Annotated in this window: 11 protein-coding genes; 10 read left to right on the forward strand and 1 reads right to left on the reverse strand. The window is 59.2% G+C overall.

Going from position 1 to position 17,416, the window contains the following annotated elements:
* Nucleotides 1–697 precede the first annotated feature (697 nt).
* From hsdR to Q0K02_RS09930, 3 genes are all read left to right on the forward strand, one after another.
* Complete coding sequence (gene hsdR, locus Q0K02_RS09920) at nt 698–3,076, forward strand: EcoAI/FtnUII family type I restriction enzme subunit R (RefSeq protein ID WP_294488190.1); 2,379 nt, start codon at nt 698–700, stop codon at nt 3,074–3,076.
* Nucleotides 3,077–3,367: 291 nt separating this feature from the next.
* Complete coding sequence (locus Q0K02_RS09925; RefSeq protein WP_294488192.1) at nt 3,368–4,831, forward strand: class I SAM-dependent DNA methyltransferase; 1,464 nt, start codon at nt 3,368–3,370, stop codon at nt 4,829–4,831.
* On the forward strand, nt 4,828–6,192 hold the full coding sequence (locus tag Q0K02_RS09930) for a restriction endonuclease subunit S (protein WP_294488195.1): 1,365 nt from the start codon (nt 4,828–4,830) through the stop codon (nt 6,190–6,192). The genes Q0K02_RS09925 and Q0K02_RS09930 overlap by 4 nt, the downstream gene beginning before the upstream one ends.
* 333 nt (nt 6,193–6,525) lie before the next feature.
* Here the strand turns inward: Q0K02_RS09930 and Q0K02_RS09935 are convergent, their stop codons facing one another.
* Nucleotides 6,526–7,641: a radical SAM protein gene (locus tag Q0K02_RS09935; RefSeq protein ID WP_294488198.1), complete on the reverse strand. Its 1,116-nt coding sequence runs from the start codon at nt 7,639–7,641 to the stop codon at nt 6,526–6,528.
* Nucleotides 7,642–8,662: 1,021 nt separating this feature from the next.
* Here Q0K02_RS09935 and Q0K02_RS09940 point away from each other — a divergent pair.
* The 7 genes from Q0K02_RS09940 to Q0K02_RS09970 all read left to right on the forward strand — a co-directional run bounded on the left by Q0K02_RS09940 (nt 8,663) and on the right by Q0K02_RS09970 (nt 17,071).
* On the forward strand, nt 8,663–9,121 hold the full coding sequence (locus tag Q0K02_RS09940; RefSeq protein ID WP_294488200.1) for a hypothetical protein: 459 nt from the start codon (nt 8,663–8,665) through the stop codon (nt 9,119–9,121).
* 369 nt (nt 9,122–9,490) lie between these two features.
* Nucleotides 9,491–10,219 carry a hypothetical protein gene (locus Q0K02_RS09945; RefSeq protein ID WP_294488203.1) on the forward strand — a complete coding sequence of 243 codons (729 nt, stop codon included), beginning with the start codon at nt 9,491–9,493 and terminating at the stop codon, nt 10,217–10,219.
* Entirely contained in the window at nt 10,216–10,641 is a 426-nt protein-coding gene (locus tag Q0K02_RS09950; protein ID WP_294488206.1) for a hypothetical protein, read from the forward strand. Before Q0K02_RS09945 ends, Q0K02_RS09950 begins: the two co-directional genes overlap by 4 nt.
* A gap of 920 nt (nt 10,642–11,561) precedes the next feature.
* Nucleotides 11,562–11,924 carry a hypothetical protein gene (locus Q0K02_RS09955; protein ID WP_294488209.1) on the forward strand — a complete coding sequence of 121 codons (363 nt, stop codon included), beginning with the start codon at nt 11,562–11,564 and terminating at the stop codon, nt 11,922–11,924.
* A gap of 788 nt (nt 11,925–12,712) precedes the next feature.
* Nucleotides 12,713–14,134, forward strand: a complete 1,422-nt coding sequence (locus Q0K02_RS09960; protein ID WP_294488212.1) for a biotin carboxylase N-terminal domain-containing protein — start codon at nt 12,713–12,715, stop codon at nt 14,132–14,134.
* Nucleotides 14,135–14,170: 36 nt separating this feature from the next.
* Complete coding sequence (locus tag Q0K02_RS09965; protein WP_294488220.1) at nt 14,171–16,411, forward strand: acetyl-CoA carboxylase carboxyl transferase subunit alpha/beta; 2,241 nt, start codon at nt 14,171–14,173, stop codon at nt 16,409–16,411.
* Between the two features lie 9 nt (nt 16,412–16,420).
* On the forward strand, nt 16,421–17,071 hold the full coding sequence (locus tag Q0K02_RS09970; RefSeq protein WP_294488215.1) for a biotin attachment protein: 651 nt from the start codon (nt 16,421–16,423) through the stop codon (nt 17,069–17,071).
* Nucleotides 17,072–17,416: the final 345 nt, after the last annotated feature.

Consider the following 17,416-nt stretch of genomic DNA (forward strand, 5'->3'; position numbering starts at 1 on the left):
AGCCGGAATTCACTTCCGGCGTTAAGCGCAGCCGCCGTCGTGCAAGCGATGCAGCTCGTACAGCGTGTCTTGCGCAAACGGGATTGTGTGCTTTTTGCGGTCTGCAAGGTCAGAGATAATCTCCCCCGGTCCCCCCTGATTCCGCCGAAGGCTGCGCCCTCGGCGGGCGCTGGTGGGAAGGCAGGGCGAGTTGCCGAAGATGGCGGGATTTTGAAAAGGCAGGGACTGCGAGGTTTTGGCGTGCTTGGCTGACGCTGCTCGGGCTGCGGACGCAGTGCAGGTGTGTCCTCACGGCCCCACCTGCGGTGGCCGACTCCTGTCCGGCCTTCGCCGGACAGTCGTGTCAAAGGAAAGGATTTCCAGATGAGGGGGGGAGAACATCGAGGGGCGAGAAAGTAAACCGGAAAGTTTTTTTGTCGTTCTGGCCCCCCGGGCGTTGAGAGACGGCCTTCCGGCAGTCACTCCCCCCTTTGTCCTTCGCACTGCGCATAATTTTTCCGTTCCCCCTGTCCTGCCGAACCGGCGAAGCCGGGAGGCAGAAACAGGGGGGTGCGGGGGGCTTGTCCCGACTTTGTCGGGGAATTATTTCCCCCCGCATGCCTTTTCTGCCTTTTCTGTCTTTCCATTTTGTTGCGGGGTGCGGGGAATCGGGGTATTATGGGGCGTTGGTTTGGGACTTTGTGCGAGGGGGTTGTCTGTGCGGAAGGCGGGATACGAATCGGAAGAGGACACGAAGGTTCGGTACATTACTCCGGCCATTCAGCATGCGGGGTGGCAGAGCAGTCAGATCATGATGGAGTATTCGCTCAAGGCGGACAGGTATCGCATCATTCCCGAGCAGAACTGCACCATTCGTGAGAAGCAGGCATCCCGCACGAAGCCGGACTACATTCTTTTTCGGGATGTGAACCGGCCGTTGGCGGTGGTGGAGGCGAAAAAGCGCGGGAAGACGGCGCGCGACGGTCTGGATCAGGCCATTGAGTACGCCCGGCTTTTGGATGTGCCGTTTGCCTACGCCTCGGCGGGGGAAGGATTTATTGAGTTTGAGATACCCACGGGCACGCTGAGGGAATTGCCGCTGCACGGATTTCCCTCCCCGGAGGATCTGTGGAAGCGCTGGTGCGCGCTCTACCATGTGAGCGACGACGACAGAAAGACGCTTGAGAGCGCGCAGTATTACACGTCTGCGGGGGGCATGACGCCGCGCTATTATCAGATGCAGGCCATCAACCGCACGGTGGACGCGGTGGTGGCGAAGCATCGGCGGCGTGCGCTTCTGGTGATGGCCACGGGCACGGGCAAGACCTACACGGCGTTTCAGATAGTGTGGCGTCTCAAGAAGGCCGGCGTGGTGAAGAATGTGCTTTATCTTGCCGATCGCAATCAGCTCGTGGATCAGACCATGATCGACGATTTTTCTCCCTTCCGCGCGATGTACAAGATTCAGAAGGGAACCATAGACAGGAACTATGAAATTTATTTCGGACTGTATCAGCAGCTCAAGGGGGACGAAAGCGAGCCGTTGTCCGATCATTTCCGTCAGGTTCCGGAAAATTATTTCGATCTCATCATTGTGGATGAGTGTCACCGGGGCAGCGCGGACGAGCAGAGCAGCTGGCGCGACGTGCTTGAGTATTTCAAGTCGGCGATTCAGATAGGCATGACGGCCACGCCCAACGAGAAGGACGGGGCCAACAACATTGATTATTTCGGGGAGCCGCTGTTCACCTACACGCTCAAGCAGGGCATAGAAGACGGATTTCTTGCGCCGTATCAGGTGATATCCGTGCATCTGGACAAGGACGTCAACGGCTGGGAGCCCGGCGAGGACGACGTGGATGTGGATGGTCGGCCCGTGCCGCGTCGTCTGTACCGGCTGAGCGATTTCGACAAGACGCTGGAAATCAGGGATCGCACGCGCAAGGTGGCCGAAGTGGTGACGAATTATCTTCATCATCTGGGCCGGATGTCCAAGACGATCATTTTTTGCGTGACGCAGCGGCACGCGGCGGCCATGCGCGACGCCATACGCGAATGCAACCGCGACATGGTGGCCCGCGACTACCGCTACGCCGTGCGCATGACTGCCGACGACGAGGAAGGTCGGGGGCTGTATCAGGATTTCACGAGCGTGAACAGCGCCTATCCCGTTGTGGTGACTACGAGCAAGCTGCTGACCACGGGCGCGAACACGCGCTGCGTCAAGCTCATCGTGCTGGACAGCAACATTCGTTCCATGACGGAGTTCAAGCAGATCATCGGACGCGGCACGCGTCTGCGTCCGGACGCTGGCAAGACCTTCTTCACGATTCTCGATTTCAGAAACGCGTGCGCGCTGTTTCACGATCCCGACTTCGACGGACCGGCCGACAATGCGAGCGTCTGGTCGGGGGAAGGGGATCCGCCGTGCAGGGAGCGCCCGGTCGGAACGGACGGGGGCAGGGAATCCGCACCGCCCGAGGCCGCGCCGGAAGGCGTGAGTTCGCCGGAAGACGGCGAGCCGAGCCGTCTGATCGTGGTGGACGGCGTGGAGGTTTCGATACTGGGCAGGAGCGTAAGCTATCTGGATGAAAACGGCAGGCTCGTGACGGAAAAATTCGAGGAGTACACGAAGCGGAACATTCTTTCCTGCTACGGCACGGAAGAAGCGTTCCGCGCGGCGTGGAACGGACCGACGTCCAAGCGGGTGATTCTGGAAGAACTGGAGAAGCGCGGGGTGATGCTCAAGGAGCTCCGCAAGGAGCTGGGCAATCCGGATCTCGACGAGTTCGACATGATACGTCACATTGCCTTCGGCGCGCCCATGCTGACGCGAAAACTGCGTGCCGCGAGGGTGAAGAGCGCCCGTTTTCTGGAACGGTATCAGGGCACGGCGCGGGCGGTGCTGGAAAAGCTGCTTGACGCCTACGAGGAGAACGGCGTGTCGGAAATAGACGGCGTGGACGCCCTGCGGGCCTGCGCGAATCTGGGCGGGGTGAAGCATCTTCTTCCGGAGTTCAACGGCAAAGAGGGCTACATGGAGGCGCTGCGCGCCATGCAGCATGAGCTGTACGAGGAAGAGGAAGAACCCGCGTAGGAAGTCATCGTGCGGGGAAGCAGAGCGGGGAGCCTGCTCAGGAAAACAGCGCACGACACCATTGCGCAGGCCATTGCAGGGAACCCTGGCGTCCGACAGTTTGTGGGCGGGGCGGTCGCGTGGTTTGCGCGGAAGGCATAAACATTTCATCTTCACGCGAGGGATGAGTTCAAGTAGTCTCGATGGGCGCGGGCCGGCCGTAGGTGGCGAGGTTCGTGCGCAAGGGGGCGTTTTTTGCGTTTCGGCGCGCCCTCGGAACACTGAACTGCCGCATGACGGCAGGAGAATGCAATGAGTCTTTCGACCTTCATCAAGCGGATGCGCGACATCACGCGTCTGGATCAGGGCATCAACGGCGACGCGCAGCGCATCGAGCAGCTGACGTGGATGCTGTTTCTGAAAATTTACGACGACAGGGAATACGACTGGGAAGCCTTTGACGACGATTATGAATCCATCATTCCCGAGCCGTGCCGCTGGCGCAACTGGGCGGATACCGTGAACGACACGGCGCTCAAGGGGGATGCGCTGATCTCGTTTGTGGACGGCACGCTTCTGCCCACGCTGAAGGATTTGTCCATTCCCGCGGGCTGTCCGCTGCGCAAGAGCATTGTGAAGACGGTATTCACCGACATTCACAACTTCATGAAGGACGGCGTGCTGCTGCGTCAGCTCATCAGCGAGATCAACGAATGCGATTTCAACGATCCGCGTGAAGCCCACGCCTTCGGCTCGATTTACGAAAGCATACTCAAACTGCTGCAGAGCGCGGGCAGTTCCGGCGAGTTCTACACGCCTCGCGCGCTCACGGATTTCATGGCGCGTCACGTTGAGCTGAAGCTCGGCGACCGTGTGGCGGACTTCGCCTGCGGCACGGGCGGTTTTCTGAATTCCGCGCGGGAGGTGCTGAGCGATTCTGCCCGAACGGTGGAGCAGCGCGAGCTGCTGAGCCGTTCGTTTTACGGTACGGAAAAGAAGCCGCTGCCGTATCTTTTGTGCGTGACCAATCTGCTGCTGCACGGCGTGGATGAGCCGCTGATAACCTATGGCAATTCGCTCGCGAAAAACACGGGCGACTACACGGAAAACGACAAGTTCGACGTCATTCTCATGAATCCGCCCTACGGCGGCAGCGAACAGCCGGTGATACAGCAGAATTTTCCGGGCAACATGCGCAGCGCGGAAACGGCCGATCTGTTCATCATTCTCATCATGACGCGGCTTCGGGCCACGGGTCGGGCGGCGGTGGTCATTCCCGACGGCTTTCTGTTCGGCGGCGGCAACAAGGCGGAAATAAAGAAGGAGCTGCTCCATCATTTCAATCTTCACACGGTGCTGCGCCTGCCGGGGTCGGTGTTTTCGCCGTACACGTCCATAGCGACCAACGTGCTGTTCTTCAACGGTACGGGGCCCACGAAGGAAACATGGTTCTACCGGGTGGACATGCCGGAAGGCTATAAGCATTTTTCCAAAACCAGGCCCATGCTGCCGGAACATTTTGCCGCGCTCGACGCCTGGTGGAATCATCGTGTGCCGCTGGAGGAGAACGGCGCGGACAAGGCCCGCTGCTACAGCGCAGGCGAACTGGAAGAGCGGAATTTTAATTTTGATCTGTGCGGCTTTCCGCAGGAGGAAGAGGAAATTCTGCCGCCCGAGGAACTCATTGCCCGCTATCAGGCGGAACGCGCCAGACATCTGAAAGTCATGGATGACGCGCTCGACCACATTCTTTCCATGATCGGAGGCCGGGCATGACCGCTGATGAGCTCAAGGCTTCCGTCTTGCAGATGGCCATAGAGGGCAGACTCGTGCCTCAGCTCGATGACGAACCGGCGGTCGATATGGACGTCGACTCGCCGGACGACGTGCCCTTCGACATTCCAGAAAAGTGGAAGTGGTGTTATCTAAAAGAAATTGTCGAGTTAATAAATGGTGATAGAGGTGTAAATTATCCTTCTAAAGATAAATTATTGCATAATAATACTGGAAATCCATTTATCAGTGCAATAAATTTAAAAGAAAATAAAATTTTATATGATGAAAAGCTTTTATTCTTGTCAGATGAGCAGCTTTTAAAGTTGAGAAGTGGAAAAATTTTAAATAATGATATACTTCTTTGCATTAGAGGTTCGTTGGGTAAATTTGGAATTGCTGATAAAACTGGTGGTGCAATAGCATCATCTCTTGTAATTCTCAGAGTAAAAAATATAAAAAAGTTGTATTTTAAATATATAGGACTGTTTTTAAATACAAATTTATTTAAAAAACATATTATTAACACAAAGAATGGAGCAGTATTGCCTAATTTAAGTGCAAAAGCTGTTAGTAATTTTGCTATTCCCCTTCCCCCACTTTCGGAACAGCGACGCATTGTGGAGAAGCTGGAGGAGATTCTTCCAGTGATTGAAGAGTACGGCAAGGCGCATGACGCGTTGCAGGCCGTGGAAAAGGCGTTGCCGGGAAAGCTGCGCGCCTCGTTGTTGCAGGAAGCGATTTCCGGTCGGCTTGTTCCTCAGCTCGATGACGAATCGACCGTCGATATTGACGCCGAAACGCCGGACGACGTGCCTTTTGCCATTCCGGAAAAGTGGAAGTGGGTGAGGATAAATAATATTGGCAAGGTAGCAAGTGGGGCAACTCCGAAGACTGGGGTTGCAGGCTATTGGTCGTCTAAGGGAATTCCATGGATAACTCCTGCTGACTTGGGAAAAAATAAATCAAAAACCATTTCATGCGGAGAAAGATTCATTACACAAGAAGGATATGATTCTTGCTCTGTCGTCATACTTCCTAAAGGTACAATAGTTTATTCGTCGCGAGCCCCAATAGGTTATTTGGCAATAGCCGAAAATGAATTGACAACAAATCAGGGGTGCAAGTCTGTAATACCTAATACTGATATTGTTGATTCAGAATACGTTTATTATACGCTTATGGCTCTTACTCCAGAAATACAGAGTCGAGCATCAGGAACAACATTTCTTGAAATATCGGGGAAAAAAATGGGAGAAACTTTGTTTCCCCTCCCCCCGCTTGCGGAACAGCGGCGCATTGTGGAGCGTCTGAACGAGCTTTTGCCGAGTGTAGAGGCTATGGACAAGCTGTATCAGGAATAAGACGAAAGAAAAAAGCGTCCGGTGAAAAGCCGGACGTTTTTTGCGCTGTCTTGCGTGGTCAGAGGGCGACGCGGCGCGGGAGAGGGCGTTTTCGGGCGTTGTTGGCGGCGGCCCTGAATCGAAACCGGAGTCGAGGCTGGTCCGGGAGAAGAGAGAATCCGGAAGAGACCGGAACACGCCTTCCCCCTTTCGCCTTCGTTCCGGGCATAATCATCCCGTTCACCCTGTCCTGCCGAACCGGCGAAGCCGGGAGGCAGAAACAGGGGGGTGCGGGGGGGATTATCTCCCCCGCATGCCTTTCCTGTCTTTCCTCTCTTTCTGCCTTTCCTGCCTTTACGGGCAGGAGATGATGCCTTCGGACCAGAGGCAGGCGCCGCAGGTAGGGGTATTATTGCCGTAGCAGTCGGGAAGGGAGTTTTCCCAGTTGTCGCACTGGGAGCAGCGGCAGCAGGGGGAGAACTCGAAGTTGCGCACTTTGTTTCGGAAGGCGGCGTAGTCCGGGGAGTTCCAGATCATGTCGAGGGGGGTGTCGCGGACATTGCCGAAGAAGTGGTGCTGATTGACGCGGGTTTTGCCGCCCCAGTAGAGGCGGGAGGTGCGCAGCAGCGACATGCAGGGGGCGACGAAGCCGTCGTGCCGCACAAAGGCTATGCCGTCGTCGATGAAGCGGCAGCGGCGGGCTGGGCGGTGCAGGCGCTGGCCCGACAGGAATATTTCGCACATGCCGGCGCTGAGCAGTCCGGCGGCGGCCTGGGCTGCGCCGGGCTGAGTCCAGTCCATGAGGGGCAGGTGGATGCGCGGCGCGGAAGGCGGCACGTTGTCGCCGCCGAGGTCGCTGCCGATCACGTTGCGGTAGAGCAGTTCGGATTCGGTGTGCTCGTCGGTGGGAATGGCGTGGGAAATGTTCACTTCGTTCACGCGGTAGTAGCTGGCGAAGTAGGGCAGATCGGCGAGTTCCTGCACGTTGCTCTTCATGACCACGAAGGCCAGCCCGAGCTTTACTTCGCGGTTCAGGGCGAAGCGCAGCTGATTGAACGTCATGATGTGCTGCTTGAGCGTGGCGAGATGTCCGTTGCGTCGAATGCTTTCGTAGCGTTCTTCCTTGAAGCCGTCCACGGAAAGCCAGAGCATGTCGAGTCCGGCGTCGAGCAGGGCGGCGGCGTGCGCTTCGTCGAGCAGCGAGCCGTTGCTCAGAAGTTCGGTTCGGCGGCCCGATGCCGACGCCGCGCGCACCATCTCCACAATGCGCGGATGCGCCAGCGGCTCGCCCATGCCGCCGAAAAATATGGTTTCCACGCTCGCAGGCAGATGCTCCATCACCGCGCGGAACGTCTTCTCGTCCATGTCCCCCGTGCTCTCGCCTATCCAGCTGTTGCGAAAGCACATCGCGCAGCGCAAGTTGCACCGCGACGTGGGCTCAATATACAGCCGCTTCAATTCGTCGCCCATATGTTCCCCCGCCGGGAAGCCCCGGAAAAAGTTAAACTAAAACTCAAACTATACCTTTTTTCGCCACCGTGTCCAGCTCGCGCCGAAAAACACGCCGTTTCATTATTCGAGAGAGAAAGTGGAAGGGGGACAGGCCGGAGCAGCGGGGCGCTGCCCCGAGCCCCGCCGGGGGAGATAATCTCCCCCGGGCCCCCATGTTTCCGCCGAAGGCTGCGCCATCGGCGGGCGCTGGCGGGAAGGCAGGGCGAGTTGCCGAATCCGAGCGGGAGATTGGCAAGGCGGGAACTGCGGATGTCGGAGTGCTTGGCGGGCGCTGTTCGGTCTGCTGCCTCAGTGCAGGTGTGCGCTGCTGCGCCCACCTGCGGTGGCCGACTCCTGTCCGGCCTTCGCCGGACAGTCGTGTCAAAGGAAGGGATTTCCAGATTTTTGGGGAGGGAATACCGAAGTCGGGGGCGCAAATGCAGACCGGAAAACGTTCTCTTAACGCGCTGAGGCCCCGGGCGACGTCAGGAGCCCGGCCGACGGGCATAAGTAGGCGGGATTCACTCCCGCCGTTAAACGCAATGCCCGTCGTGCAAGTCTTGTGTCCGAACAGCGTGCCTCGCGCAAACGGGATGCGGAGTGCGCAGGGCGCTTGAGTGTCTGCCCCGCACCTGTGGTGCCGATTCCCGTCCCCCCCCCCGCGCCTGTCAGGCACAAAAAAGGGCGGCGTGGTGGAAGAAAACGTTGCTCGTACGCCCTGAGAACAGGAAAAGCAGTTGTAATAATAAAAGTTTTAGGAAAGGGGATTGGGGGGCGGGGAAAGGGGAAAAGCCCTTTTTCAAAAGGGTTTTCCCCTTTCCCCGCAATCTTTTTCCCTCAATTCCTTTCGTCTGTCCTTTTTTGGACGCGATCTCCGAAATTCTTTGCGCCGCAAGGGCAAAAAAACGCTTCCCATGTGAGAAATTTAACGATATAGGGTGAAACTCCTTTTCCCGCCCCTGATTCCGGGAAGAAAAAAAACAACGATAAGAGGTGAGAAATGAACAGGATTTTTGTGACGGGCGTTATGGTGCTCAGCATTGGTGTCAGCGGCTGCATGTCGGCGGGAAAGCATCGGGAAGCGGTGCGCGACGACACGGCGGACAGAATTTCCGTCGGCAAGGTGCAGAGAGAGATTCGTGAAGGCATGTCGAGTGCCGAAGTGGTGTCCATACTTGGTTCGCCGAACATGGTGACCACCGACAGCGAACGCCGCGAAACCTGGGTGTACGACAAGGTTGCCACGGAACAGGCCTATTCCGCCTCGCAGGGCGGCGTGGGCGGACTGCTCGGCGGGGTGTTCGGCCTGGGCGCCGCCGGCCTTCTCGGCGGTGCGACCGGCAATGTGGAACGCAGCAGTGGAGCGTCGGCCACGAATCAGCGCACCCTGACCATCATCATCAAGTTCGACGAGAACGGCAAGGTTCGGGACTACAGCTATCGGCAGTCCAGCTTCTGATGATTTGTCCTGCCGGGCAGGGGAGAAGACCTCTTGCGGGAGAGTCGCTTCCGAAGATGTTCGTCATCGGGCCGGGAAAGCCCTTTTCGGCGCGGTTCGCCTTGGCGCGGAAGTTCCGCGTCATCCGGGGAGCCGGTGTTTTTCCCTCTGCCGGAAGCCTGCCCGTCACGCGCTGCGGATGGACGCATCACCGTGGGGTGCTGGACTCTCTCCGCCGCTTGCTGCGGCCTGCCGCAGTGCGTTCGCCGTGGAGCGGATCCCTCCCGGGAACGCGCGGTCAATCTTCCCTGCGTCCGCAGCCGCGCGAACCTGCGGCCCCCGAAAGCGCAAGGATGTTTCAACGGACCATTAATGTCGTGAGGATATATTGTGAAGAAAGTGTTTATGTTGATGCTGTGCGTGACCCTGCTTGCGGGATGTTCCACGCAGATTCCCCGAGACGCGCTTCTGCTCACGCCCGACTCGCTCCAGAGCCGTCAGATGCAGACCCGGCGCTTCGACACCACCGACAAGGCCGCCATGCTTGCGGCGGCTACGGGAGTGCTTCAGGATCTGGGCTTCAATCTTGAGGAGGCGGAAGTGCCGCTCGGCGTGCTGGTAGGCTCGAAGAAGCGCGACGCGTCGAGCACCACGCAGCTTGCGGGCGCGTTCATCATTGCGGCGCTCGGGGGCGGTCAGGTTCCCGTGGATTCGCATCAGACCATACGCGTGTCCATGGTGATGCGGGAAAATACCGGCGCGCCGGGCTCCCGCGCTCCGATGAAGAGTCTTTCCGCCGCGGAATTGACTTCCGTGCGGGCCGACATCGAAAGAAACATCGCCGCCGGACTGCGCAAGAATTATTCCCGCGACGTGAGCGACAAGGCGGCCCGGCAGGCTGCCGACAACGCCGTCAAGGTGATAGAGGCGGATATCAAAAAGATTCTGAGCGTGCAGTCGAGCGGCGGAGAATCCATTGTGCGTGTGACGTTCCAGCGCATCATCTTCGACACCGCCGGACAGATCACCCGCGCCGAACAGATCAACGATCCCGCCATCTACCGGGAGTTTTACGATAAACTTTCCAAGTCCGTCTTTTTGGAGGCTCACGAAATATGAAAAAGCTCATGGCTCTTGCTCTCTCCCTTGTGGTGCTGCTCTCCGCCGGCTGCGCCGTGCCCGCCGCCGAAGGCCTGTTCGAGTCCGGCGGCTCCTCGCAGCTGCGCCTGCGCCAGATCCAGACCCGTTACTTCGATACCTCCGATAAACAGAGAACCGTCGAAGCCGTCATCGCCACCCTCCAGGACCTCGGATTCGTCATCGATAAGGCGTCCCTCGACCTCGGCAGCGTCACCGGTACCAAACTTAAAGGATATACCGTCCGCATGACCGTCAACGTCATGCCCCGCGGCAAGGCGCAAATGACCGTCCGCGCCAGCGCCCAGTATAACGTTACCCCCATCGAAGACCCCATCATCTACCAGGACTTCTTCAACGCCCTCTCAAAAAGCCTCTTCCTCCAGGCCCACCTCGAAAACTGAAAAGGAAGAGAGGAAAGGCAGAAAAGGCAGGAAAGGCATGCGGGGGAAATAATTCCCCCCGCGCCCCCCTGATTCTGCCTCCCGGCTTCGCCGGATCGGCAGGACAGGGTGAACGGGAAGATTATGCCCGAAGCCAAGGGCGAGGGGGAGAGTGCATACCGGAAGGCCGTCTTTCAACGCTCTGGGGCCCCGGGCGACGTCAGGAGCCCGGCCGACGGGCATAAGCAGGCGGGATTCACTCCCGCCGTTAAACGTAATGCCCGTCGTACAAGTCCCGCAGGCCGTACAGTGTGTCTTGCGTAAACGGGAGTAAGCGCTCTTCGGAGGTCTGCAAGGTCAGAAATAATTCCCCCCGCGCCCCCCTGATTCTGCCTCCCGGCTTCGCCGGTTAGGCAGGACGGGAGAGTGCAGGCAAAGCGCGTCGCCGAAGCGACGTCCGGCAGGAGCAGGTTGCAAGACTTGGAGGGCTTGGCGGGCGCGGTTCGGGCTGCGGTTTCAGTGCAGGTGTGTCCTTTCGGACCCACCTGCGGTGGCCGACACGGATTCCGGTCTCGCCGGAATCCGTGTGAGTAAGGAAGGATTTCCAGATGATTGCAATGGGGCTTTTGTTGCCGGACGTGTTCAGGTAGTATGAATTTTTCGGGAAAAAGAGTCGTTGCTGCTTGGGCGGAGCATGTTCGGAAGACGCAGGCGCATGGATGAGAAAATGCGGAGTGCGTGTTGACGCCTGCACGCAGCGGATGTTCTTATCATTGAAATGATGAGGACTTTCACCGAAATTTTTTGATGACGTGCCGGGACCGCGGATATTGCCCCCCCGGGAGCGGATATTTTGAAGGCGCGTGTTTTTTGGCGTTCGGTGCGCGACGCGTGGGGGCGGACGCGGCGGAATGCGATGCGGAAAGGATGGAGAACACGGAATGAACGTGACGGATGAACAGATAGCCGAGCGGTATGCGTCGATGACGGATGAGGAATTGAAGGCGTTGGATCCGGAGAAGCTTACGGCGGAAGCGGCAGCGCTGCGGGCGGAAGAGTTGAAGCGTCGCGGCGTGTCGGAAACGCCCGCGGAAGAAGCGAAACGCGCCCGGTTCGAGCGGGAAAGGGAAGCGCAGGCCGGACGGCGACGCCGGGGGCAGCTGACAGCCGTTGCGCTGGTGGTGGCGTCGCTGGCGGCGGAACTGGTGCTCCCGCGTTTTGTTGATGTCCCCGATTTTCTGCTGGCCTGCGTGGTCGTGGTGCTGTGCGTTCTGGCTCTGTGGGCCTGGCGGGGCAAGGCCTGAACGCCGGGTGCGGACAAAATCCTATCCCCCCTGCCTGCATTCCCCATATCATTGCGGCAGTGCCCTCCGGTTAGCATTCGCTTCCCTGATTTTTCTTCCATATCTGGAAAGCTCTTCCGGTTGACACAGCTGTCCGGCCCGAGTTACCGATGCCGCCCGTGTTCCCCGGAGCGTTGAGAGAACATGTTCCGGTCTGCATTCGCCCCTCCCCCTCGATGTTCCCTCCCAAAACATCTGGAAATCCTTTCCTTTGACACGACTGTCCGACTTTTGTCGGACAGGAGTCGGCCGCCGCAGGTGGGCGCGGAAGCGCACACCTGCACTGAGACCGCAGCCCGAACAGCGCCTGCCGGGCCTTTCCGCGCCTCGCAGCCTCCGCCTTTCCAAACTCCCGCCATCTTCGGCAACGCGCATAGCTTTCCCGCCTGTCCTGCCGAACCGGCGAAGCCGGGAGGCAGAAACAAGGGGGCGCGGGGGAAATTATTTCCCCCGCATGCCTTTCCTGTCTTTCCTGCCTTTTCTGCCTTTCAACCCGTTCTATCCGTAAATAAGAGGATATTAAGGAAGGGGGGGTTGATTCTTTCTGTTTGGAAGGTATAATCGCCCCACAAAAGGCGGCCGCGCGAGCGGCGCTGAGCTCGGCTTCTGCATGAAGAGCGGGGCCGGGCGGGCGCGTTGCGCCAGTTGCGTCATGTTGCGGATAAGGCGGGAGGAGAGGATCGCCTTATCAGATTGTTTCACTATTCTATGGTCTTATGGCCTTTTCCCCTTTGCAATAAGGAAATGGCGTGAATAAACAGCATAAAGTGCTTATAGCCAACCGCGGCGAGATTGCGGTTCGCATTATTCAGGCATGCATAAAGCTCGGACTTGATTTTGTATGCGTTTACACGGCGGAGGATGCGTGTTCCGGGCACGTGTTGCTGGCCCGCGAAGTGGGCGGCGAGAAGAGCTTGTACCGCATTTCTTCGTATCACGACGCGAACGAGCTTCTGAGCGTGGCCGACGAATCCGGGGCCACGGCGGTGCATCCGGGCTACGGCTTTTTTGCCGAGGACTTTCGTTTTGCGCGTCGGGTTACGGAGCGCGAGCGTCCGCTGGTGTTTCTGGGGCCGTCGTGGCGGGTGATCCGCGATCTCGGCGACAAGATCAACACCAAGCGTCTGGCGCGTTCGCTCGGGGTGCCCACGGTGCCCGGTTCCGACCGTCCCATCTACGACGAGCTCGAAGCCGAAAAAATTGCGCGTTCGCTTTTCGACTTTCAGATGCAGCAGGGGATTGCGCGTCCGCTGGTGCTGGTGAAGGCCTCCGCGGGCGGCGGCGGCATGGGCATTGAAGAAGTCTATGACATCGACATGTTCCGTCAGGTGTACCGTCGCATCCGCAACTACGCCATGCGTCAGTTCAAGGACGAAGGCGTGCTCATCGAGCAGCGCATCAAGGATTTCAATCATCTGGAAGTTCAGGTGCTTTCCGATCGCACGGGGCGTCATCCGGTGCATTTCGGCACGCGCAACTGTTCCATTCAGTCCACGGGGCGTCAGAAGCGTCTCGAAGTGGCTCCGGGCTTTGATCCGTCGTCCATCAAGTACGATTTCGACGCCGCGGCCCTGCTCGACGAGATCGTCATGCATTCGCTGAACATGGCGCGCAAGGTGGGCTACGACAGCGTGGGCACCTGGGAATGGATCGTCACCCGCGACGGGCAGCCCTTCCTCATGGAAGTGAACACCCGCATTCAGGTGGAAAACGGCGTGTCGGCGGCCATCAGCCGCGTGAAGGGACAGGAAGTCGATCTCATTGCCGAACAGATCCGCACCGGTCTCGGCGAGCCGCTCGGCTACACGCAGGACGACATCACCTTCCACGGCGTGGGCGTGGAATACCGCATCATTGCCGAGGATCCCGACAACGGCTTCGCGCCCTGGGTGGGCGACATCGACCGCTTCAGCTGGGAAGAGCACGAATGGTGCCGCGTTCACACGCATGTGCCTCCGGCCTCGCCCGAGCATCCCTACACCATTCCCACCGAGTTCGATCCCAACCTGGCGCTGGCCATCATCTGGGGCAAGGATCTTGCCGAGGTGAGCGCCCACGGTCTTGCCTTCCTCGACACGCTCCGTCTTGAGGGGCACGACGGCAAGGGCGAACCGCTGAAGTCCAACGTGGAATTTCTGAAGAAAAAAACGGAGCGCATGCTGCGTTTCTAGTTTCCTGTTCTGGTCAGGAAGGGATATATTTTTATGATGGAATGGGAAAAGCAACTGCATCAGCTTTCCGACCGACTGTGTTATCTCAAGGATATCTTCCCCGGCAAGCACGAGGAGGACATCGCGCTTCTTGAGACCCGTCTCGGCGAGACCCGTCGCAAGCTCGAATCCTGCACGGCCGAAGAGGCGCAGGCCGAAATGACCTCGCTCGAAGATCTGTTCTTCTTCATGGAGTGCAAGCTCGAAGACAAGCTCACCCCCATGGACAAGGTGCGCATCGTGCGTCATCCGCACCGCATCTGCCTGCGCGACATCCTCGAAAACGTGTACGACAACTACACCGAAATCGGCGGACAGGGCGAGCACACCAACGATCCGGCCATGGTCATCGCCCGCGCCTACATCACGCGCAAGCGTCACGGCAAGGTGTATCATCAGCCCGTGCTCGTGATGGGCCACGAAAAGGGCCACGGCGAGGAATTCCGCAACGGCGGCTCCGCCAAGCCCTGGGGCAACGCCAAGGCCAAGCACTACATGGGCGTGGCCGAAACCGAAGGCATTCCGATTCACGCCTACGTGTTCACCCCGGGCGGCTATCCGCTGGAAGACTATCCCGGCGCGGCGCAGCAGATCGCCCGCAACATCTACGAAATGGCCGGCCTTACCGTGCCGCTCATCGCGGTGTTTTCCGAAGGCGGTTCCGGCGGCGCCGAAGCCATTTCCCTCGCCGACAAGCGCCTCATGTTCTCGCACGGCTACTATTCCGTGATCTCGCCCGAAGGCGCGGCCGCCATTGAAGGCCATCTGCGCGGCGGGGCGCGCGCTTCCGCCGATCTCGTGGAACGCTGCGCCAAGGATCTGCATCTCACCGCCGAAGACAACCTCAAGTTCGGCTACATCGACAAGATCATTCAGGAACCCGTGCTCGGCGCGCGTCCGTACCACTACGAGTTCTTCCGCACCATCCGTCAGGAAGTGATCCGCGCCACCGACGAAGTCGTGCTCGCCGCCCGCGGTCTCGCGCCGCTGCGCGCCGCCACGCTGCGCCGCTTCCGCGACAGGGAACTCAATCTCGACGAATTCTCCGTGCGCTGGGATCTTTCCCGCAAGGCGCGTCAGCGTCTCGTGGAAATGCGTCAGAACAAGTTCATCAAGGCCTCGCACCGCGAGTGTCAGAACCGGCGCTCCGTCATGGGACGCCTCGGCGACGCCTGGTCCGAACAGTGGTGGGAAATCTACAACCGCCTCATTTATGATTTCTATCATCGCAACCGCCGCACCTTCTCGAACCTGCTTGAGGAAATAGGTTCGGAATGGGAAATGCTCAAGCTGCGCGCCATGAAGCCGTGGAACAAGCTGCGTCACGGCAAGGTGGAGGAACCCGCGGGCAATACCGAAGAGCTGACTACGCTTTCCGAATGGGAGGAAGACAACCATTCCGGATGGGCCTGGGTCAGCCCCAAGGCCAAGGAAGACCGTGCGGTGTCGTGTCCGTATTCGGCGCAGCGCGGCTGCATGGACATGTGGGCTCCCGATCTCTACAACGAATTTGCGGGCGTGTGCTCGTCGTGCGGACATCACTTCCCCATGGAATACCAGTGGGTGATGAACAACTGCTTCGACGAAAATTCGCTCTATGAATTCAATACCGAGGTGGAAGCCGGCAACCCGCTGAACTTCCCCGGATTCGACGAAAAGATCGCCGCGGCCAAGAAAAAGACCGGTCTCAAGAGCGGCTGCATCACCTTTGAAGCCCGTCTCGACGGCGTGCAGGTGGTGGTGGCCATTCTGGTGGGCTCGTTCCGCGGCGGATCCGTGGGCGTGGCCGAAGGCTCCAAGTTCGTGGCTGCCGCCGATCGCGCGCGCCGCAAGCGTTATCCGTTCATCGTGTACTGCCACGGCACCGCGGGCATACGCATTCAGGAAGGCACGCACGGCGTCATTCAGATGCCGCGCTGCACCGTGGCCGTGCGTCGCTACATCGAGTCCGGCGGCCTGTACCTCGTGCTCTACGATACCAAGTCCTACGGCGGCCCGGTGGCCAGCTTCCTCGGCTGCGCGTTCTACCAGTTCGCCATCCGCTCTTCGGACATCGGCTTCGCGGGCCCGGGCGTCATCAAGAACACCACCGGTCTCGACATTCCGCCGGATCATCACAACTGCTACAAGGCGCTTTCCCGCGGGCACATCCAGGGCGTGTGGGATCGCCGCGACGTGCGCGCCAATCTGCGCCAGGCCCTCGAAACCATGGGCGGCCGCAACCTTTACTATCGCTAGGGTGAAAGCATGAGAGACATTGCCGAAGTTATGGAAGAACTCAAGGCCGCGCCCTACACGGAACGGGAGGTCTGCGCCCCGCACACGGGCGTGATCCAGTTCGCCGACGTCAAGGAAGGCGACCGCGTGAGCGGCTTTACCGGAACCTGGAAGGAAATTCCCGGCACGCATATCGCCACCATCACGCGCGAGAAGAATCCGCGCAAGGTGCTCGCCACCGAACGCGGCGTGCTGCAGAAGCTCTATCGCGATCTCGACGGCTCCTTCGTGGAGGCCGGAACCCCCCTCGGCGTGATCCGTCACTATCTCACGCGGCAGGAAGTGGTGAGCAAGCTGCTCAAGGAAAGCCTGTACGCCTTCTGCGCCCCGGAACGCGCCAAGTACTACTTCGTGCCCGACGTGGACAAAAAGGTGAAGATTCTCGGCTGCCGTACGGTGTCCATCCACGACGGCATGGAACTGTTCATCGTGTCGCGCATGAAGCGTGAAGTGCCCCTGTGCTACAGCGGCCCTTCGGGCATCATCTACGACGTGTACTTCGACCAGACCGGAAACGTGGACGCCGGCAGCCCCCTTATCGTGGTCTGCCCGCCGGAACAGCAGACCGCCGTGGAAGACGTGGTGGCCCGCGTCCAGAGCGAATGGAACGAAGGCGAATAGCCCCCCACCCGAAAAACGTATGAACCAACGCCCGACCGCACCCGCAGCCGGGCGTTTTTTTAGGGAAAGAAAGGGAAGGCAGAAAAGGCAGGAAAGGCAGAAAAGGCATGCGGGGGAAATAATTCCCCCCGCGCCCCCCTGTTTCTGCCTCCCGGCTTCGCCGGTTCGGCAGGACAGGGTGAACGGGAAAATTATGCGAGGAGCAGAGGGCGAAGGGGGGAGTGCAGCCGGAAGGCTGTCTTTCAGAGCTCTGGGGCCCGCGACCTGTCTTCAGGCGGTCGCGCCGACGGCAGGCAAGTAGCCGGAATTCACTTCCGGCGTTAAACGCAGCCGCCGTCGTGCAAG

The organism is uncultured Mailhella sp. (assembly GCF_944324995.1).
Classification (GTDB): domain Bacteria; phylum Desulfobacterota; class Desulfovibrionia; order Desulfovibrionales; family Desulfovibrionaceae; genus Mailhella.